The sequence below is a fragment of the Ruminococcus sp. OM04-4AA genome (assembly GCF_003462585.1).
GTDB lineage: Bacteria > Bacillota > Clostridia > Lachnospirales > Lachnospiraceae > Mediterraneibacter > Mediterraneibacter faecis.
Genome location: NZ_QTZH01000007.1, coordinates 1 through 20,674 on the forward strand (window position 1 = coordinate 1; position 20,674 = coordinate 20,674).

20 protein-coding genes and 1 pseudogene are annotated in these 20,674 nt (G+C 40.4%); 5 read left to right on the forward strand and 16 right to left on the reverse strand.

The window, feature by feature from the left end; genetic code table 11:
- Positions 1 to 201: 201 nt before the first annotated feature.
- Positions 202 to 1,545 carry a phosphoglucosamine mutase gene (gene glmM / locus DXB52_RS03640; protein ID WP_118106560.1) on the reverse strand — a complete coding sequence of 448 codons (1,344 nt, stop codon included), beginning with the start codon at positions 1,543 to 1,545 and terminating at the stop codon, positions 202 to 204.
- Positions 1,546 to 1,834: 289 nt separating this feature from the next.
- On the opposite strand from glmM, the gene DXB52_RS03645 reads away from it, so the two are divergent.
- Both DXB52_RS03645 and DXB52_RS03650 read left to right on the forward strand, forming a co-directional pair.
- Positions 1,835 to 3,481, forward strand: coding sequence for a SulP family inorganic anion transporter (locus tag DXB52_RS03645; RefSeq protein ID WP_118106561.1), 1,647 nt, complete (start codon positions 1,835 to 1,837; stop codon positions 3,479 to 3,481).
- 17 nt (positions 3,482 to 3,498) lie between these two features.
- On the forward strand, positions 3,499 to 4,296 hold the full coding sequence (locus DXB52_RS03650) for an HAD family hydrolase (protein ID WP_118106562.1): 798 nt from the start codon (positions 3,499 to 3,501) through the stop codon (positions 4,294 to 4,296).
- 101 nt (positions 4,297 to 4,397) lie between these two features.
- Here DXB52_RS03650 and DXB52_RS03655 read toward each other — a convergent pair whose 3' ends face one another.
- The 7 genes from DXB52_RS03655 to DXB52_RS03680 all read right to left on the reverse strand — a co-directional run bounded on the left by DXB52_RS03655 (position 4,398) and on the right by DXB52_RS03680 (position 9,568).
- Positions 4,398 to 5,108 (reverse strand): acyl-[acyl-carrier-protein] thioesterase, encoded by a 711-nt coding sequence (locus tag DXB52_RS03655; RefSeq protein ID WP_055147974.1) that lies wholly within the window; start codon positions 5,106 to 5,108, stop codon positions 4,398 to 4,400.
- 21 nt (positions 5,109 to 5,129) lie between these two features.
- Positions 5,130 to 5,816: a stage II sporulation protein R gene (gene spoIIR / locus DXB52_RS03660; protein WP_118106563.1), complete on the reverse strand. Its 687-nt coding sequence runs from the start codon at positions 5,814 to 5,816 to the stop codon at positions 5,130 to 5,132.
- Positions 5,817 to 5,941: 125 nt separating this feature from the next.
- Positions 5,942 to 6,625: a GntR family transcriptional regulator gene (locus DXB52_RS03665; protein WP_020436287.1), complete on the reverse strand. Its 684-nt coding sequence runs from the start codon at positions 6,623 to 6,625 to the stop codon at positions 5,942 to 5,944.
- A gap of 1 nt (position 6,626) precedes the next feature.
- Complete coding sequence (gene ispE / locus DXB52_RS03670) at positions 6,627 to 7,502, reverse strand: 4-(cytidine 5'-diphospho)-2-C-methyl-D-erythritol kinase (protein WP_117541605.1); 876 nt, start codon at positions 7,500 to 7,502, stop codon at positions 6,627 to 6,629.
- A 76-nt stretch (positions 7,503 to 7,578) separates the two neighbouring features.
- Positions 7,579 to 8,733, reverse strand: coding sequence for a DUF3794 and LysM peptidoglycan-binding domain-containing protein (locus tag DXB52_RS03675; protein ID WP_472519941.1), 1,155 nt, complete (start codon positions 8,731 to 8,733; stop codon positions 7,579 to 7,581).
- A complete protein-coding gene (locus DXB52_RS16585) occupies positions 8,730 to 9,137 on the reverse strand; it encodes a DUF3794 domain-containing protein (protein WP_472519942.1) in 408 nt (135 codons plus the stop codon). Before DXB52_RS16585 ends, DXB52_RS03675 begins: the two co-directional genes overlap by 4 nt.
- A gap of 11 nt (positions 9,138 to 9,148) precedes the next feature.
- Positions 9,149 to 9,568: a protease complex subunit PrcB family protein gene (locus tag DXB52_RS03680; RefSeq protein ID WP_117569928.1), complete on the reverse strand. Its 420-nt coding sequence runs from the start codon at positions 9,566 to 9,568 to the stop codon at positions 9,149 to 9,151.
- Positions 9,569 to 9,741: 173 nt separating this feature from the next.
- Between DXB52_RS03680 and DXB52_RS03685 the strand changes: the two genes are divergently transcribed.
- Positions 9,742 to 10,482 (forward strand): lysophospholipid acyltransferase family protein, encoded by a 741-nt coding sequence (locus DXB52_RS03685; RefSeq protein ID WP_117541611.1) that lies wholly within the window; start codon positions 9,742 to 9,744, stop codon positions 10,480 to 10,482.
- A gap of 81 nt (positions 10,483 to 10,563) precedes the next feature.
- Here DXB52_RS03685 and DXB52_RS03690 read toward each other — a convergent pair whose 3' ends face one another.
- From DXB52_RS03690 to DXB52_RS03715, 6 genes are all read right to left on the reverse strand, one after another.
- Positions 10,564 to 11,031, reverse strand: a complete 468-nt coding sequence (locus DXB52_RS03690) for an S-ribosylhomocysteine lyase (RefSeq protein WP_117541613.1) — start codon at positions 11,029 to 11,031, stop codon at positions 10,564 to 10,566.
- 99 nt (positions 11,032 to 11,130) lie between these two features.
- A complete protein-coding gene (locus DXB52_RS03695) occupies positions 11,131 to 12,123 on the reverse strand; it encodes an aldo/keto reductase (RefSeq protein WP_118106564.1) in 993 nt (330 codons plus the stop codon).
- A 96-nt stretch (positions 12,124 to 12,219) separates the two neighbouring features.
- Positions 12,220 to 12,375 carry a rubredoxin gene (locus DXB52_RS03700; RefSeq protein ID WP_020436293.1) on the reverse strand — a complete coding sequence of 52 codons (156 nt, stop codon included), beginning with the start codon at positions 12,373 to 12,375 and terminating at the stop codon, positions 12,220 to 12,222.
- A gap of 94 nt (positions 12,376 to 12,469) precedes the next feature.
- A complete protein-coding gene (locus tag DXB52_RS03705; protein WP_117541617.1) occupies positions 12,470 to 13,090 on the reverse strand; it encodes a flavin reductase in 621 nt (206 codons plus the stop codon).
- 400 nt (positions 13,091 to 13,490) lie between these two features.
- A complete protein-coding gene (locus DXB52_RS03710) occupies positions 13,491 to 13,757 on the reverse strand; it encodes a helix-turn-helix domain-containing protein (protein WP_117541619.1) in 267 nt (88 codons plus the stop codon).
- A 50-nt stretch (positions 13,758 to 13,807) separates the two neighbouring features.
- On the reverse strand, positions 13,808 to 14,713 hold the full coding sequence (locus DXB52_RS03715) for a hypothetical protein (protein ID WP_118106565.1): 906 nt from the start codon (positions 14,711 to 14,713) through the stop codon (positions 13,808 to 13,810).
- A gap of 272 nt (positions 14,714 to 14,985) precedes the next feature.
- On the opposite strand from DXB52_RS03715, the gene DXB52_RS03720 reads away from it, so the two are divergent.
- Positions 14,986 to 16,383: an MATE family efflux transporter gene (locus DXB52_RS03720; protein ID WP_118106566.1), complete on the forward strand. Its 1,398-nt coding sequence runs from the start codon at positions 14,986 to 14,988 to the stop codon at positions 16,381 to 16,383.
- A 292-nt stretch (positions 16,384 to 16,675) separates the two neighbouring features.
- Here DXB52_RS03720 and DXB52_RS03730 read toward each other — a convergent pair whose 3' ends face one another.
- Positions 16,676 to 17,005, reverse strand: coding sequence for a hypothetical protein (locus tag DXB52_RS03730; RefSeq protein ID WP_003127052.1), 330 nt, complete (start codon positions 17,003 to 17,005; stop codon positions 16,676 to 16,678).
- Between the two features lie 13 nt (positions 17,006 to 17,018).
- Positions 17,019 to 17,244: pseudogene (locus DXB52_RS03735) on the reverse strand (helix-turn-helix transcriptional regulator).
- A gap of 760 nt (positions 17,245 to 18,004) precedes the next feature.
- On the opposite strand from DXB52_RS03735, the gene DXB52_RS03740 reads away from it, so the two are divergent.
- On the forward strand, positions 18,005 to 20,587 hold the full coding sequence (locus tag DXB52_RS03740) for a bifunctional diguanylate cyclase/phosphodiesterase (protein ID WP_181989152.1): 2,583 nt from the start codon (positions 18,005 to 18,007) through the stop codon (positions 20,585 to 20,587).
- Positions 20,588 to 20,674: the final 87 nt, after the last annotated feature.

Genomic DNA, 20,674 nt, shown 5'->3' on the forward strand with positions numbered 1-20,674 from the left:
AGCATTCTTATGGGGGAAGGGGAATTATGCCCTTTTTTATGTAATATAACTATTATTATAATCATAAGCAAAAGGACGCATGAAAAAACTCTCGTTTTTTCACACGCCCTTCTTTTTTTGAACAAAGAAGATGCCTCGCGAAAAACTATATTTCACAAGGCATCTTTTACTGTCTTACACGACAACTCTCTTCTTAATTATTTACTCGCAAAGTCCTTCGCTTTCAATTACTTTCACTACGCTGTCTACGTATTTCTCGCAGATCTCGTCAGAAGCTGCTTCTACCATAACACGGATCACCGGCTCTGTTCCACTCTCACGAACAAGAATACGTCCGTCTGTTCCAAGTTCTTCAGCTGTTTTCTCTACTGCTGCCTGAACTGTTGCGTTATCCAGTGCTGTCTTTTTATCCTTTACACGAACATTCTTCAGAAGCTGTGGGAAGATCTTCACTTCATCTGCAAGTGTTCCAAGTGTCTGCTTCTTCTCAATGATCGCTTCCATAACCATAAGAGATGTCAGGATACCATCACCTGTACGTGCATGCTTGCTGAAGATGATGTGTCCGGACTGCTCTCCACCAAGAACATATCCATTCTTAAGCATGTTCTCGTAAACGTACTTGTCACCAACTGCTGTCTGCTCATACTTCATACCAATCTTATCGCATGCTTTATAGAGTCCCAGATTAGACATAATTGTTGTAACAACTGTATTGTCTTTCAGTTTTCCCTGCTCCATGAGATATTTACCACATACATACATAATGCGGTCTCCATCTACAACATTTCCATTCTCATCGACTGCGATACATCTGTCAGCATCTCCATCATAAGCAAATCCGACATCCAGATGTTTCTCTTTTACATACTCCTGCAGAACCTCGATATGTGTAGAACCACAGTTTGTATTAATATTCACACCATTTGGCTCATTGTTGATCACATAAGTTTTTGCTCCAAGTGCATCGAATACACTCTTTGCAACACTTGACGCACTACCATTCGCACAGTCAAGTCCGACTCTCATATCCTTGAAAGAACGTGTTGCGAGAGAGATCAAATGACCGATATAACGGTTTCTTCCTGCTGCATAGTCAACTGTGCGGCCAATGTTCTCTTTTGTTGCCAGCGGGATTTCATCAATCTCACCATCGATATAAGCCTCGATCTTTGCCTCAACCTCAGCATCCATCTTATGACCTTCGCTGTTGATTACCTTGATGCCATTATCATAGTATGGATTGTGGCTCGCTGAAATCATAAGTCCACAGTCAAAATCTTCTGTTCTTACTACATATGAAACACTTGGTGTGGTTGTCACATGAAGAAGATAAGCGTCAGCGCCTGATGCTGTCAGTCCTGCAGCAAGTGCATACTCAAACATGTAGCTGCTTCTTCTTGTGTCTTTTCCGATTACGATTCTGGCTTTGTGCTCCTGTCCGAAATACCATCCAAGATAACGTCCTACCTTAAATGCATGCTCTACTGTCAGAACTACATTTGCCTCACCACGGAAACCATCTGTTCCAAAATATTTTCCCATAATAATCTTCCTTTTCTTTCTTGTGATACCCTTTTGTTATCAGATCTATTCACAAATTTGCTACCGTAAAACACATTTTCATTATATCAAACATGCTTTACAAGTTATTCCTATTATATTACCTTTATAAATCAGATACAAGCTTTTTTTCTCTTAACATTACACTTAACATTACTCTTCATGTCTTTAAAAACATACACGGTTTCCTCTTCTCAGTGTCCCTTTTTCTATGCTATACTTGAAAGGTTATGTTTTATAGTTATCATAAAAGAAAGGATTAATCTATCAAATGAATTCATTGAAGCCGATGTTACTTACATCATTAAAGAGCTACAATCGTTCTCAGTTCATCAAAGACGTGACTGCCGGAATCATTGTAGCAATTATTGCATTGCCGCTGTCAATCGCACTGGCACTTGCATCCGGTGTAGGACCGGAAGCTGGTATCTTCACTGCGATCGTTGCCGGATTTGTCATCTCTGCACTTGGCGGAAGCAGTGTACAGATTGCCGGACCAACGGCTGCATTCGCAACAATCGTCGCCGGCATTGTTGCCAAAGACGGAATGGATGGACTTGTCATTGCAACAATCCTCGCCGGTATCTTTCTGGTTCTGATGGGACTGTGCCATTTCGGAAGTCTGATCAAATTCATCCCATTTACGATCACAACCGGATTCACTTCCGGAATTGCTGTTACAATTGTAATCGGACAGCTGAAAGATTTCTTCGGACTTACCTATCCGGATGGGGTAAAACCGATCGAAACAACAGAGAAATTCCGTGCTGTTGTTGAAAACTTCTCTACAATTAATATTGATGCACTGATTGTCGGTGCAGTAAGTCTTGCTGTTCTGATCATTGCTCCATACATCTTCAAAAGAATTCCTGGATCTTTGATCGCAGTTATCATTGGAATCCTGATGGTTCAGTTCCTGCCGTTAAAAGTTTCTACAATTGGAAATCTTTATACAATCAGCAACTCGCTTCCATCCTTCCATCTTCCGGCTGTATCACTTGAAGTTGTTCAAAATGCTCTTCCGAACGCATTTACGATTGCTGTTCTCGCAGCGATTGAATCTCTGCTTTCCTGTGTTGTCGCAGACGGAATGATCAACGGCAAACACCGTTCCGACATGGAACTTGTAGCCCAGGGAGCCGGCAACATTGCTTCTGCCCTTTTCGGCGGAATCCCTGCGACAGGAGCTATTGCAAGAACTGCTGCAAATATTAAAAACGGCGGACGTACTCCGATTGCCGGAATCGTTCATTCCATTACACTGGTCATTGTACTTGTCGTACTGATGCCATATGCCGGAATGATTCCAATGCCAACAATCGCAGCAATCCTGTTTATCGTTGCATATAATATGTGCCAGTGGCGTACCTTTGTAAAACTGGTCAAGACTGCTCCAAAGAGTGATATCATTGTACTTTTTGCTTCCTTTATCCTGACAGTACTCTTCGACCTGGTCGTAGCAATTGAGATTGGTATGGTTCTTGCCTGCCTGCTCTTTATCAAGCGTATGAGCGAAGAAACACACGTCAACAGCTGGACTTATGTGGATGATGACACCCCGGATGTCGATGAACACCTTCAGAAACTTCCACTTCAGATCCGTGTCTATGAGATCTCAGGACCTCTGTTCTTCGGAGCAGCAAGTGCGATCGAACACATTGTCGTAAAAGATTTTACTACCTGCCTCGTTCTTCGTATGCGAAGCGTTCCTGCACTGGACAGTACTGCTATGAATGCTTTGGTTGATCTGGTAGAAGTCTGTGAGTCAAAGGGAATTACGGTTGTCTTTTCCCACGTCAACGAACAGCCAATGAAAGTTATGGAGAAAGCCGGATTCACAGAACTGGTTGGAAAAGAAAACTTCCAGCCGAATATCAGTGCCGCACTGAAACGTGCTGAAGAAGTTATTGCAGAATAATCAGGAGGATTTTACATATGATCAAATTAATCGCAAGCGACCTTGATGGTACGCTTCTTCATAACGGAGCACAGAAACTGACTCCTCGTGCCATAGAACTGATTCATGAACTGACACAAAAAGGCGTTCACTTTGTTGCTGCAAGCGGACGCCAGTATGATAATGAGCGCAGACTGTTTTCTGAGATTAAGGACGAGATTTCCTATATTGGAGAAAATGGTTCTATCTGTATTCATCAGGGAAAGGTGATCTCTCGCGGAATAATTGCAGATGACCTTGCCTGCCGCATTATAGATGAAGTGAAAAAATCACCGAATTTTGATATTCTCATTTCCAGAGAAGATGCCTGTCTGATCGAAGATCATCATGAAGCTTTTGTAAATCATATTGTAAATGTCATGCAGAACACAACAAAAATCGTAGATGACCTAAGTAAAATCGAAGGTCCGTTTCTCAAGATCGCAATCTGTAATATGATTGATGACACAAAAGTAATCATGCAATATTTAGAACACTTACAGGAAATGTTCGGTGCAGAGATCAAGGTCGTTACTTCTGGAAATATCTGGATTGACTTCATTGCTCCGGGAACAAATAAAGGTGCTGCTCTTTCTAACCTGATGAAATTATTCCATGTAAAACCAAAAGAATGTATGGCATTCGGAGATCAGCAGAATGATTTGGAAATGCTTGAACTGGTCGGTCACAGCTACGCGATGTCTAACAGTGCACCTGGTGTATCCTACTATGCGGATGAAGTAACTGATTCTGTTGAGGATGTTCTGGAAGATGTCCTGGCAAGTCTTAATAAGTAAATATCACCTGCGAACGTTACTTGTTCGCAACAAAAATCTCCCGAATGTTCACAGAAATTTCTGTAGGAACATCCGGGAGTTTTTCTATTCTATCTCTTCTTTTATATTTCTTCTTTAAATTCCAGAACTGCATATGGTTTTGCCTGTTCGTCACAGAGTTCCACAACAATCCTGTCTGCTTCTTTACTCAGCTTCGGGTAGATCATATCCCCCAGTACAGCTGCCTTTTTATACTCTACACGCAACTGTGCAATCTGAAGATCATCCGGAAGAAATTCCAATGCCATCTGCACATACTGACAGTTATTCACATGCTCATTTGTGTCAATATGATACTTTCTGACTGGAAATGCTTCCAGATCATCTGTCTCTTCCGGAAGTCGGATTTTTCTTCCCTCATATGGTATATCAAGTGGTTCTTCTACTCCATACAACTGAACATCCTTTGGCTGCGGCCTGGTTGGTCTTCCTGTCTCTGTATCAATAAATGCCCAGACTGAATTCGCACAGGCGAGATATTTTCCATCTGCATCTTTCATATAAAAGTTCCTGTTTCCAAACAATCCCTTGAATTCTGTTGCAAATGTTCCGATTGTGATCTTCTCACCAAGCTCCGGTTTCCGATTCAGGATCACCTGCCAGTAAGATAAAAGCCACGCTCTTTTCTCTTCCTTCAGAACCGTTGTACCAATTCCAAGATCCTCCGACTGGAAGGTACTACAGTCCTGAAAATAATTGATCAACGCCGGAACGGTCATCGTACCGTGATGATCTACCTCGCTGTAACGTACTCTGCTGTCAAATTCATACATTTTCTTAACCTCTTTTATTTCTTATTTCCAAAAATACCAGCCAATCTTAAACTTTGTATTCGCTGTCACTTTGGAATATTCTTCTTCCGTCAGTACCTGTTTTAATTGCTTCTTTCCTTTGTCAGGAACCACCGCATTCGTTGTATCCAGAAAGCAGAGATTCGGATAAAGCACGCACCACCAGTTATGTCCCTCTGCACTTCCCAGTTCTACCCGCAGTGCCTGATAATTTCCCGCAGGAAATGTCACATCACCGTAAGTCCTGTCAGGAAAGTAACAGGTTGTCACAGCCACATTCACACTCTGATCTTCTCCTGCCGCCGCAACTGTCTTTTCTCCGATTGCACGAATCTCATCTATATGTGTACGTGCCCACTGCACAGTCTGCTTAAGACACTGTTTCTCTTCCGGTTCTTCTGATAATTCTTCTTTCATATAATCCAATACTGCATCTCTTACCTGCAATTTCAGATTCTGGTCCTTTTCGCTGTCACTATTCGCTAACACATGAAAGCGAAACACTTCCTGCGCCAGGTGCTTCTGTGTTTCTTCCTGTGCATATAATTCTTGTTTTGTATATATCATTCCTGTGAAAAAAGCAGCGATCAGAAGCCCCGCTGCCACTGAAAAAATCTCTACTCTTCCCGACAGTTTTTCTTCCCGGGCAGATTTCAACTTTCTTTTGATCAATGCAAACCGTTTCTTCATAATATCATCCTCCATCTATGAACAGTAACATGATAAATCAATTTTGTTCATACATGGAGTCTTTCCACAAAAATGAATTCCATACATATACAATAAAGAATGTGCCGAGGCACATTCTTTATTCTTTAAGCATTTTCTTCTTTCTCACGGATAGTGCCAACAACCGTTTCTGCCTGGTTCTTAATATGTTGGCTTGTAAACTTTGTAGCCAGCTCTTTATCATGTCCGGCAATCGCATCAATAATTGTCTGATGCTCATTCAACAGTTGTGGGTAGCATTCTTTCTTCTTCAGATATTCAATTCTGTATCTATACATCTGTTCGCGCAGATTATTCAGAAGCTGGATCAGTCTGCGGTTATCTGTTGCAGCGTAGATAATATCATGAAATGCAACGTCTGCCTGTGCGATCTGTGTAATATCATCACTGTTGAGAATAGACTCAAACGTCTCTGCTGCTGCACGAAGCTCGCGCACTCCTTCTTCATCCATTCTGTCACATGCAAGCTGTACTGCAAGCTCTTCTAATGCACAGCGCACTTCCAGCACATCTCTTAGATTCTTCTCTGTGATTTCTGCAACCTCGGCACCTTTTCTCGGGATCATGAGGACAAGTCCTTCCAGCTCCAGTTTACGGATTGCTTCACGGATCGGGGTTCTGCTCACTCCGAGTTTATTCGCCAGCTGAATCTCCATCAGGCGCTCTCCCGGTTTCAGTTCTCCGCGCAGAATCGCCTGTCTCAATGTATTAAATACCACATCTCTCAGAGGCAGATATTCATTCATTGTTACTTCAAAATCAGTTCCCATTTTACTTCCTCCTAACGTTGTGTATATTCGTTACGTATGCCTGTCTTGTCAGACCTTTGTCCCGAATCATCTTCTGTGCTTCTCTTGCTGATGCCCGGTTTTCAAACAGACCAAACACTGTTGGTCCACTCCCGCTCATCATTGCCCCGATTGCTCCGCAATCCTGCATCACCTGCTTGATATCCGCGATCACCGGATGCATCGGTATTGTCACATCCTCTAACACATTCCCCATAGAATCTGCAACCTTGTGAAGATCTCCCTTCCGAAGTCCTTCCAGAATTCCGTCAATATCCGGATGCTCGACAATCTCTTTGGAGTCCAGTGCTTCATACACCATCTTCGTTGAAACACTGATCGGAGGCTTGGCGATCAGTACCGTACATTTCGGCATTGCCGGAAGAACGCTTAACTCTTCTCCGATTCCTTCTGCCAGAACAGTTCCGCGCATAATACAATATGGAACATCTGCTCCAAGCTTCACTCCACGTTCCATCAACTGCTGCTGCGTCAGGTGCAGCCCAAACAACCGGTTCATTCCAAACAGAACGGCTGCCGCATTTGAGCTTCCTCCTGCAAGACCAGCAGCTACCGGAATGTGCTTATTCAGTGTGATCTGAACCCCTTCTTTCAGATCAAATTCATCCATCAGAAGCTGCGCTGCTTTATAAGCGATATTGCCATCCCCGGTTGGAAGAAACTTCAGATTTGTTGTCAGTGTAATTCCAGGTTCTTTCTTCTTCGCAATCTTCACTTCATCATACAGATAAATAGACTGCATGACCATTCTGACATCATGGTATCCATTCTCGCGTCTTCCAAGCACATCCAGGCCTAAATTAATCTTGGCAAGTGCTTTTAATTCAATTTGATTCATCCTATGTGCCTCCATCGCTGTTTTCCAAAGAACTAGATGTGAAAATTTACACAAATGTATCTTGTATACATAGTACTTACAGTATACTCATATTTTCTTTAAAAATCAACAATTTATCCCCTATTTTCACATTTTCATTTTCCAATTCGTTTACATTCATAATCCCCTCAACTGTAGTCATATACTGTTTTGCCAACTCCCAGAGATCTTCTTTCTCCTGCACAATATGACCAACGATTCCCGGCCTCTTATCCATCTGTTCAAGATCCAGCGGTTTCTCCAGGACAGATACGATTGTCTGAAGTTCTACCTCCCGCCGTAAGAATGCATCAAATGCAAGAATTGCTCTCACTTCTACAGCCTCACTGCCTGCCATAGACACCTGGATCTGATCTACATGGTGACTCATTGTACAACGTACATTTTCCGGAAGATCGGAACATTCGATCAGATGTTGGAATGGTATCATCCCCTGCCAGCTTCCATATGGTCTTGCATCATCTCCTCTCAGGTAGAGAAAGCTAAGATGCAGGATTCCTTCTATTTGGATTCCTTCTTCTCTATACTCCGTATGCTCTATCTGGATTTCCCCTCTGCTGCAGAGTACTTGAAGTACATCATCTTTTAATTCTGGAAGTGAAAGCCGTTCCGTTAGTTTATATCTGGATTGGTTCTGCATTAAAAGCTCTTCAAAAACCGTCTCCTGTTTTTCCGGAATACACTGCTCTTGCAAAGAGTAAATATCTTCTAACAACTCCATCTCCTGCTCTTCGTAAAAGTTCATCCGCAGCAGTAATGTCCCTTCAATCCCAAGGACCCGCATCTCGCCGTCCTCATCCATGCGGATATCAACCAGTGTATCCTCCAGCGTATGTTCCACAGAATAGAACATTCCTTCTGTCAAGCCATTGCAAAGAAGTTTTCCTTCATATGGAATCACCTGGCTGACCCAGTCTGCCTTCAATTCTTCTGACAGATAGAGACAGAACACCTGCAGTTCTCCTCTGACTGTCACCTCATCTGTCCCCGGGCGTAATTCTAACTTTCTACCGTGCACTTCGGATAACAGAATCTGGCTGATACTCTCCTTCGTTCCCGGTAATGTAATCTCTTCTTTTATTCTATAAGTGTCTTTTTTTGTGTCTGACAATCCAAGCAGACGAAACTTTTTCATTTTTTTATAAACTGCATGCTCACTTTCCACATCTTCCGTGACTTCTTCACTTATCATCTGGTTCTTCCAATTTCAAGCTCTGTCAGCAGATGCAGACTCAGCTTTCTGGAATGCACCATTGATACACTGAACTCTGTTCTGAGATTTTTCAGGAAATATTCTTCCTCTCCCGGTTGTTCTACATATACCATCTCTTCGAATGGAAGCTTTCCTTCTAAAACTGCCGGTTGCGGATCCAAAGAGGCTGTCATGTACAAAATCTTAAATTGAGCTTTTCCACTGATTTTCAGATAATTTTCCACAAGCTTCATATCTTCCGTCTTCACGCAGACTATCCCTTCAATTACATTTCCCACATCCTCCTTTGCATCCGGAACGTTATAATCTTCGTCCAGCTGAAACTGATCGTAAATACATTTTCCCTCATGCATCAGACGTATCGCTCTCTTCACAATTTCCATCCTGCTCCTCCTCAATCAAACATAACCTCTTTTTCTGTTCCACTGATTTCCACGACTATGTATGGAAATGTCGTGATTTCTTTCGTCTCTTCACCAGTTGCCGGTCCCATCAGACTTGTATGCAAACAAACTGCATGCTCCGTTTCATAAAGTTCCTTCACCTCAATCGTATATCCTGTTGTCGGACATGCACCGTATCCTTCTGCAAGATATGTCTTTCCCTGATCCGAGTAGACAAAATGAAATGCTTTCTTTTTTAACTGACCGATCACTTCTGTCATCTCCTCCGGAAGATGCTCCTGGTCGATCAGAATATATTCCAGATCTTTTTGTTTTTGCTCTTTCTCAATCCTGGTAATACATCCGCTTATAAAAAAACAGACACACAGTAGAAACACAGTTAAAATGCCCTTTTGTTTTTTATTTTTCATTACAATATTTCAGATACTGTAAACAGTAACGCCATCCGGATTTTTTATTTCCCTTCAATCTATGCATCAGTTGTATTTTTTATGCTGCTACGGTATAATAAGGCTACATGCGCCAGTAGTTATTTTATATTATGGCGACTCTATTATTCATAAGACAAAAGAAAGGATATTGTATGTTTCGATTTATTTTTGTTGCATTTTTTCTGATTCTTTACCTGATTCTTTCGATTCCTGTTTTCTTTGTGGAATGGCTGATCGGTAAGTTTAATCCACATGCGCGTGACATCAGTTCTCTGCGTATTGTCCAGTGGGGATTTAAAGTGATTTTGAAAATGACCGGTGTGGAAGTCACTGTGATCGGTGAGGAGAATGTACCGGATGAACCTGTTCTCTTTATCGGAAACCACCGCAGCTTCTTTGACATTCTGCTTACCTACAGCAGATGCAAGAACCTGACCGGCTATGTTGCGAAAAAAGAAATGGAAAAAGTTCCGCTTCTTTCCACCTGGATGCGTTTCGTCTATTGTCTCTTCCTCGACCGAGAGAATCCAAAGGAAGGACTGAAAACAATCCTGCAGGCAATTGATTATGTAAAGAAGGGTATTTCCATCTGTATCTTCCCGGAGGGAACCCGCAATAAGGGCGAAGAATTAACTATGCTTCCGTTCAAAGAAGGTGCTTTCAAGATTGCCACAAAGACCGGATGCCCAATCGTACCGATTTCCATGAATAATACTGCTGAAATTTTCGAGAATCATTTTCCAAAGATCAAGAAAACACATGTTGTTCTCGAATACGGTACTCCGATCTATCCAAATGAACTGGATAAGGATGTAAAGAAACATATCGGAAGTTATGTGCAGAATATCATGGACGAGACGATTCATAAAAATGCTGCACTCATTAACAATTAGAATTGCTTTCTCTAAAGCAAGGACAGGTGATTGGTCTTACAAACCAGTCACCTGTCCTTTTTTCAATGTTTTAATTTTTCTTTACTCCGGATATACAAGATTGCGCTCATTCACCAGTGCATCCTTGTATTTCTTAATGTAATACTTCGCCATATCCAGATTCTGCTCCTGATAGTTGCCACACTGTTCCGGAGCTGCTCCCGGAATCTCTCCCTCGAATCCAATAATGAAGTCACACATCTCAAGAACCAGATCAAGTACATCCTCTGAATCCAGATTTCCGAACATTACAAGATAACATCCTGTTCTGCAGCCCATTGGTCCAAAGTAGATCACGTCATCCTTCTTCTCACTGTTGCGGAGAAATGTTGCGGCCAGATGCTCGATCGTATGAAGTGCCGGAGTGTCAACTACCGGTTCCCTGTTCGGTGCTGTGATTCTCAAGTCAAATGTCGTTGTCACACAGTCTCCTTTGGCATCTCTTCTGGAAACATACAGACCCGGCATCAGATCCAGGTGATTGATTGTAAAGCTTGCTATTCTATCCATAGTAAAATCTCCTCTTTCAACTTTCATTTTTATCCAGTATAACACAGATTAGAAGTGGCAACTAGCTTAAAACAAGTACATGATGAACAAACTTACTGCTTAGTCCAGCGACAGTTCATCAATCTTGCGGAGCTCCTCTTCTGTAAATTCTGTATTCTGTATTGCCTTGATATTATCCAATACCTGTTCCGGTTTTGATGCACCTACAAGAACGCTTGTTACAATACCATCCTTCAAGATCCAGCTCAATGCCATCTCTGCCAATGTCTGACCTCTTCCGGCTGCCAGTCCGTTCAGTTCTCTGATCTTCACAAGTTTTTCCTCTGTCAAAGCAGATTTCTTCAGGAAACGACCGTCCGTCATAATTCTGCTGTCTTCCGGGATTCCTTTCAGATAACGGTCGGTGAGAAGTCCCTGCGCCAGTGGACTGAATGCAATAATTCCCTTCTCCAGCTTCTTCGCAGTGTCTTTCAATCCATTTTTCTCAATTGTTCTATCAAAGATAGAATATCTGTTCTGATTGATCACAAATGGGCACTTCAAATCTCTTAAAATTGCTTCTGCCTTTTCCAATGTTGGACCATCATAATTTGAGAGACCCACATAAAGTGCTTTTCCTGACTGAACTGCACTTGCAAGTGCACCCATTGTCTCTTCCAACGGAGTCTCCGGATCCATCCGGTGATGGTAGAAAATATCCACATAATCAAGCCCCATGCGCTTTAGGCTCTGATCCAGACTGGAAAGAAGATATTTTCTACTTCCCCAGTTTCCATAAGGACCCTCCCACATATCAAATCCAGCCTTTGTACTGATCAGAAGTTCATCTCTGTATATACCAAGTTCTTCTTTCAGAATCTTGCCAAAATTCTTCTCCGCACTTCCGTAAGCCGGTCCGTAATTATTTGCCAGATCGAAGTGTACGATTCCATTATCAAATGCTGTGAGAAGGATTTCCTTCATATTCTCATAGACGCCTGTATCTCCAAAATTGTGCCACAATCCAAGTGAAATTGCCGGGAGCTTTAATCCACTCTTTCCGCAACGTACATAAGCCATTTTCTCATATCTGTCATTTGCTGCCTGATACATGTTTCTCTTCCTCTCTTTCGTAACGTAAAACAGGTGATAAAATAGTTCTGTATCTATTCTACCACCTGTTTTCATTATTTTAAATAAAATTTCTCTTTACTCCTCAGAGAACTGATCCTTTCCTGCGGAGCACAGCGGACATTCAAAATCTTCCGGTACATCTTCCCACTTTGTTCCCGGTGCAATGCCGCCTTCCGGATATCCCTGCTCCTCATCATATTCCCATCCGCATAAATCACATACATATTTCATAATTCCATATCTCCTTTTCTCTTCATCTTCATTTTATAATTATTCCTGATCTCACATCTGTTCACTACATGACAAGATCAATGAATTATTACCATTAGTTTTCAAAAATTGGTTCAAAATCGCTGACATCATGTCCGCAGATCGGGCAAATAAAATCTGCCGGAAGTTCGCTGCCTTCATATACATAATTACAGATTTTACATCTCCAACCAACGATCTTCTTATCCTGAGGTATCTCTTTCTTCTTTGGTTTTACACGATTCTGGTAATCTGCATAAGTAAGCGGTGCATTCTCATTCAACAGTTTTGCATCTGTTACTTCTGCAATAAACAGAGTATGTGTACCAAGATCCTGCTGTTCCAGAACCTTACCACTGATTACAGCACATGCCTGATATCCCATATATGGTATATCATTCTGATCAACCGGAAGCGTCAGATCTTTCATCTTATCCACATCTCTTCCTGACTGGAATCCGAAATGCTTGATCGTCTCAAAGGAACACTGCACATCTAACAGACTCAATGCAAAGATTCCGCTTTCTTTGATCAGATCACAAGTATAATTACTATTTAAAACAGATATTGCAATTCGAACCGGATCATTTGCTACCTGCATGCATGTGTTCGTAATACAGCCATTTACTTTCTCGCCGGAACGCGTGGATAACATAAATACTCCGTAAGACAGATTGTAAAGTGCTTTTTTCTCCATGTGATTACCTCCCTTTTTATTTCAGTAATAATTACTATTATTATATTCATATAATAGCTGATTTCTTAGCTATTGTCAACTGTAAATTTTATTTTCTCCAGTTTTTCTTTAAATTTTCTTCTGTTTTTATTTGAATTTTCAGACAATCATTTCTACTTATGCTATACTATCATTATAGTAACTCTGTTTTTATTTGAATTTTCAGACAATCATTTCTACTTATGCTATACTATCATTATAGTAACTCGTTAACAGCAACATTTTGTAAAGGCAGGGATGATTATGAATTTAAACTATCTTGAAGAAACAATTAGAACATCTAAATATCTTGTTTGTCTCGCCGGAATGGAAGGAATAATGCTTGAAAAAGAGGCTGCACATGACAGCCTCTTTTCACCTTCTACTCTTCACCATATCCTAGAATCTCTTTAATCTCCGGAATTGTCTTCTTCTGTTCTCTTAACCGACGAATCTGCGCAATCCTTTCTAAGCTCTCAACTCTGCGGTATCTTCTGGTCAGATTCTCTTCTGCCTGCTCGAACGGCAGCATTCCTTCCTCTGTATAAAACTTCAAAGTACTGTAGCGCACTGCTGTAAGCCGCACAAGCTCTCCGATCGTCACATATTCTGCCTGCTCTATTACTTCCATGCTTCTCTGTCTTGACATCAGCTCACCTTTTCTACCGTCCACATAATTAGTATTTCCGTACTTTCTTCCTACTGCCAGTATGCCGGTACCAGGTTGACTCCCTGAATCGGTACTTTATATGCTGTTTTCGTCATTGGGAAGATACGGTAATATATGTTGCCTATTTTTAGTAAAGTCTCACTGCCTACTCTGATCTCCTCTACCGCAAAGCCTTTTTTCTTCAAATGTTCTACAGCCGCAGCTCTTCTGTCCGCCACGTTAGTTCCAAAAATAACCGTATCGATAAATACGGATTTTCTTCTGTCAAGGTAAGGAAATACAAGATTAACACCCTCTAAATATGGATTCTTAAGCAGTTTACTCTTAGTCTTCACAAACCGATTCATAAATCCTTCAAAAACATTATGAAATTCTGCTTCCCATAATGCACGGTACTTCTCATCCTGAACAGCAACTTCTGTCATACGTTCTTCTACACGATTCTGCTCTGATACAGAAAACAAGTCATGGATACAGCCACTTTCACGGAGAAGCCATAAGAGAACCGCATCTTCCAAACTAATTGGACCATCCTCTAGAATCTCTGCACGAAGTCCTTCTTTTATTCTGATATAACTTGTCTCATCACTAAGGTATGCCTTTAGTTCAACACCTGATGTATCATAATTCATATCACAGCCCAAAATATCCGGTACTTCCTTTAGAAGTTCTTCTGTTTCCAAAACAGCAGCCACTTCTTTCTCAATCTGAGTCTCCTCTTTTTTCTTTAATGTTTTTGCCATCTGTACCGCTTTCTGCAGTGCTGAAGAAAATTCTAAAAATGAATCCACATCTGCTTTTCCTAATTCTGTCTCCAACACCTGCGCAGCAGAAACAGCTCTCAATACAGCACTTTTTGCCACGCTTGGATGAATACTCTCCTGTCCGTCCAACGCAAGTAATGCATATTGCTGAGATAATGTAAGATCTTTCATACCTGCTTTCCTCCTATTTCCTGATTGCCATTTTTATTTTTACTTACTACTTACTACTTACTACTTACTACTTAGAAAATATCATACAGTACGCAAACTGTCAAGTTGTTACTATTACTTCTACTGACTTTACCTATTAACACAATAATTCAAGAATGCCAAACTGACCTTTAAGACATTTTCAAGTCTTCAACTATTGAAACGTACACCATGTAATGCTATCATTAATAATTGACGCTTTAAATTAAGTTTTCGTAATAACAGGAGAATATATGAACCAAAAAACAGCTTCTGCCTCTGCAGCAGAGAACAAAATGGGAACCATGCCAATCGGCAGACTCTTGTTCAACATGTCCTTACCGATGATGGTTTCCATGCTAGTGCAGGCACTTTATAATATTGTAGACAGTATCTTTGTAGCAAAGCTGTCAGAAAATGCTCTTACCGCAGTCTCTCTCGCCTTCCCGTTACAGATGCTGCTCATTGCAGTTGCAACCGGTACCGGCGTCGGTATGAATGCACTCCTTTCCAGAGCACTCGGAGCAAAGCAAAATGATGAGGCAAACAAAATTGCATCTAACGCTGCATTTCTTTATATCATAAGCTATATCGTATTTCTTATTCTTGGCTTTACCGTAGTAAAACCTTTCTATGCAAGCCAGATTGGAAATGCAGATATTGAGATCATGGAAATGGGAATCGATTATCTGAGCACTGTTATGATCTTCTCTATGGGACTGCTGGCACAGATTTGCTTTGAACGACTGCTCACTTCCACCGGAAGAACGATTTTCAGTATGACTTCCCAGTTGTGTGGTGCGATCACGAATATCATTCTTGACCCGATCCTGATCTTTGGTCTGATCGGCTTCCCTAAGATGGGCGTTACCGGTGCTGCCTTAGCTACAGTTATCGGACAGTGTGTAGGCGCACTTGTCGCATTTATCTGTAACCATAAATTTAACCCTGATGTGAAACTTCAGTTCCGTGGTTTCCGTCCGGACGGAAGAATTATCAGAACAATTTATGCAATCGGTATTCCATCTATTATCATGCAGTCGATTGGTTCTGTTATGACATACTCCATGAACCGTATCCTGATCACATTTTCATCTACTGCAACTGCCGTATTCGGAGTGTATTTCAAACTGCAGAGCTTTTTCTTCATGCCTGTCTTCGGTTTGAATAACGGTATCACTCCGATCATTGCATTCAACTACGGTGCGCAGAATAGAAAACGTATGGTCAAGACGATCAAGCTCAGTATGGCAACAGCATTTTGTATTATGCTCTTCGGATTTCTTTGCTTTGAATTCGTTCCACAGGTACTTCTCGGAATGTTCAACGCATCTGCTGATATGCTTACGATTGGAGTCCCTGCGCTTCGTATCATCGGTATCCATTACTTACTTGCATGGTTCGGCATCATCTGCGGTACTGTATTCCAGGCGCTTGGAAAGGCCGTGTTCAGTATGATCGTATCCATCATGCGTCAGCTTGTAGTACTGATTCCGGCTGCATATGTACTGGCAAAATTTGGTGGTCTTCATGCAGTATGGTGGGCTTTCCTGACTGCTGAGATCATGTCACTGATTGTCTCACTTATCTTTCTGTTCAGGACTAATCGGACGATTATTTCCAAGATCCCGGATGGAAGTGATATTCTATAAAGGGAAAAAGTTATGAAATTTACTACAAATTTTATATCTAATTTTCGATTATCCGCATAAACACTATACTTTCAAGTATTTTGAAGTATAGAAAACCATTCATTTTACCACGAATTTACCACGATTGAATGAGCCTTGATATGATGATAAAACGACTAAGGGAGATAGCACAAATAACTGTGCCTCTCCCTATATTTTCTTTGTTTATTCCGTTGATTACTTCATTTGATTTCAAACTTTAACGCCTTTTTATATCTCGTTTTTTTATTCCTATTATATTCATACCTCAATTCTACTTTTTAAAGCTAATAAGTTTTCCGTTGTATTTTACAATGATGAATATGATATAAAACACTCCTACAACAATCAAAGTAAGCCCTATGTAGTAGCCTAATTCAGAATGAGAGATTAAATTGATAATCGGCATAGCAATAACGCCAATGCTAACCAGTAGAGAACCTATTCCTATTCTTTTTGTAAACGCTTTTTTATCTTTTGGGTTGAGATGTGTATAATGATAACTATGTAAGAAAGTAATATTTTCTTTTATACCCACTTGATAAGATAAAAATAATAAAAACAATCCCATAACTATTTCAACAACCACTTCTTCTATTTCCATAATCATACACTCCTTAATCAAAATAAAATAATTCCTCAAATTTTTTATCTAAAGCTATACAAAGCACTAATGCTAATTTTGCTGTTGGATTGAACTGTCCTGTTTCAATAGAACTTATTGTGTTACGGGAAACTCCAACCATTTCTGCTAATTCCGTTTGCGATAATTTTTTTTTCTTTTCGCACCTCTTTTAATCTATTTTTTAAAATTAAATTATGGATCTCTTTAATCCTGTTCATCCTGTTTGGCACTGTCTTTTCAGGTTGGATCTTTCATCAAAATACGACCCGTGAACATTTAGTTTTTGACAATACAACCCAGCTTGTGACAACTGAACGATCCGAAGATAATATTCGAATTGAAGATGTCATTCTTCCAGATTCTTTTCAGAATCAACAATCCATTTTGTTCAAGACAACCCATACCCGGGCTGAGGTATTGCTTGATGGAGAGAAAATCTATGAATTTGGAAATGATACTGACACATTAAGATTCATGAAGTCTCCCGGCTCTTGTTGGCATATTGTCGATCTTCCAAAAAACAGTGATGGAAAACACTTGCAGGTCAGGATTATTCCTGTATATTCAGACTACTACGGAAATTCTTTCCATCTTTTTGGAGGGACAAAAGGAGACTGTACCCTGAAGATCCTGAGCAACAGTCTCTGTTCATTGGTTCTAAGCTGCGAAATCTTATCGTTAGGAATCATCTGCCTGATTTTATGCTTTTCTATAATGAGGAAAAATGATAAATATTCGTCAGATGAATCCTACATGATTTTCCTGAACCTTGGTGTTTTTTCTCTTTTGATCACACTTTGGACTCTAAAGCAATGTGGTTTTCTGCAGTTTTTAATTCCAGATTCAAGAGCACTTTATTTTATAGACTACTTTACTTTTTTCCTGTTTCCAGTACCTTTTAACTTTATTCTATATGATATCTGTAAAAGCAAATATCGTAAAGGAGCTGTACACCTGTCCATTCTCTATCTGTGCAATATGGCAGCGGCAGTATTGCTTCAATGTGCAGGAATCATCGATATCTTCCGCATTCTTCCGATAACTCATCTGATCATGCTGGTGAATGTAATTTATACAGTAACATTGATTCGTTATGAATCTATAAAATTACAAAATGAAGCTGCCAGACATTTTAAATATCCAATGTATCTGGTCATGGCATTGGGTGCTGCAGAACTTATTGCTTACTATATCCGGCATTTTCAACAAACCTCCATCTTCCTTCCATTGGGAACGATGCTATTCATCCTTTTGCTGGTCTGGATCCAGGTATCACGTTTTTATGATCAATATCTCCAGAAACAAAAGCTTGTTTACCTACAGAAACTTGCGAACACGGATCTGCTTACAGATACTATGAATCGAAATGCCTATGAAAAGAAAGTGAATCGTCTTAACGAACAGAAAAACGAACTTCACACTACCGGTTTTATTCTTTTTGACCTGGATAATCTGAAAATAATTAATGACCGGTTTGGACATGAGAAAGGCGATGAAGCTCTGCAGTTATGCTCTCAGTGCATTAAGCAATTCTTTCCTGAAAAAGAAAATCTTTTCCGCATTGGTGGAGATGAATTTGCATATTTCTACAATAAGAATAAGGAAAATAATATCGAAGACAGAATTGCTCAATTAAATCAAACTTTAGAAGCAACAGCGCATACATTTAACTATCCATTAAGTATTTCCTCCGGATATGCCTGTTTTCTTCCGGAAATGGATAGTACTTTTAAAGACCTTGCAAAACGAAGTGATCTCATGCTGTACCGCATAAAACGAAAGCGGAAACTTGCATATGCAGGCAATTCAGAACTTCTGACTGCCAACACGCTTATTAATACAGGAACATCTACCGAGGAAAAGCTGCATGAAGAAATCTTCAGCCACACAGAAAATTATCAGGATCTTTCGCTCAAAGAATTATGTAATATCATCAATCTGCTCAGCCCAAGCACAGATGGTTTCCTATATATGCTGGATTTCAGAACCGACTTTTTCTATATTGCTCCACAAGCTTTAGATCGTTTCTGTCTGCCTGGAAATGAATTCCATAATATGACAAAAGAACTTAAAGAATTCGTATACAAAAAAGATTATCCGCTTCTGAAAGCGGAACTGGATGATCTGCTCAACACAGACCGGAACACATATAATATGGAGTACCGCTGGCTGGATCTTAACAGGGAACCCGTCTGGATCAACTGCCGTGGCTATATCGTACGTGACGATCAGCAAGAGCCGATCTATCTGATCGGATGCATCAATGAAATTGGTAACCGACAGAAAGCAGATAATATTACCGGACTTCTCGGAAAAACTTCTTTAGAAAAATATTTCAAAAATTCGGTTTCTACGCTTAATAAAGGCTTCCTACTTCATATCGGAATTGACGGTTTTAAAATGATTAATGAAAACTATGGATGGGATTACGGAGACTACATTCTTCGAGAAACAGCGTCCTGCATCTTATCCTGTATCTCGGATAGCCAAAAGGTCTACAAGATAGCTTCAGATGAATTTATTATATTAGATACAACATCCTCTGATATGACAACAGCATCCAACCTTTATGACCACATATGCAAACATATTAATCAGTTTATTGAAGAAAACAACTTTGCTGCAGTATTTACTATTTCTGCCGGTATCCTGCCGCTTCCGGATCTATCACGGACCGGTTATGAAGAGATTATAAAGCGAACTGACTTTTCGCTGACCGTGGCTAAGCAGCATGGAAGAAACTGCTGTTATATATTCCAGGAAGAAGAGTACCAGAATTTCTTACGTATCCGCGAGATCACAAATGAGCTTCATTCAGCAGTAAATCATGATTTCCGTGGATTCTCAGTATGCTTCCAGCCAATCATGGATATCCGCCAGGACAGACTGACCGGAGCAGAGGTTCTGATACGCTTTACTTCTAAAAAATTTGCACAGATCTCGCCGGCTGAATTTATACCACTTTTAGAGACAAGCGGACTGATTATTCCAACCGGACGCTGGTTCATGCGAGAAGCAATAACTGCTTGCCGGAAAATCCGGATGCAAATTCCTGATTTCAAAGTTAATATTAATGTATCCCAGGTGCAGATCACAAAATCAGGTGTTATTACAGACCTTATCAGCGAGATGAACGCTTCTGGTCTTCCGCACACTGCAATTGTAATCGAACTGACAGAAAGTATTCTGCTTGAAAAAAATGAAAAGGCTCAAAACTTCCTGAAAGAATTAAAACAGGCCGGCTTGCAATTAGCGTTGGATGATTTTGGAACCGGTTATTCCAACTTTCATTATCTGAGTGAACTTCACCCTGATATTGTTAAGATCGATCGTGGTTTTACTTCAAAGGCAATCACAGACAAAAAGGAATATTATCTGTTAAATCAGTTTAGTAACATGATTCATAATCTTGGTCTGAAACTTTGTATTGAAGGTATTGAGACAGAAGACGAATTACAGAAGATGAAACTTCTGAAACCGGATTACTGCCAGGGATTTTACTGGGGACAGCCGTGTCTTTATGATGAGTTCAGGAAATATTTTGTGGATGTGAAAAGATAATTACAGCATTAAAAAAGAGAAGCCGATTCCCAATCATTTGGGAAATTGCTTCTCTTTTTTCACTATTAAAATTGCCCCGGTATTCTG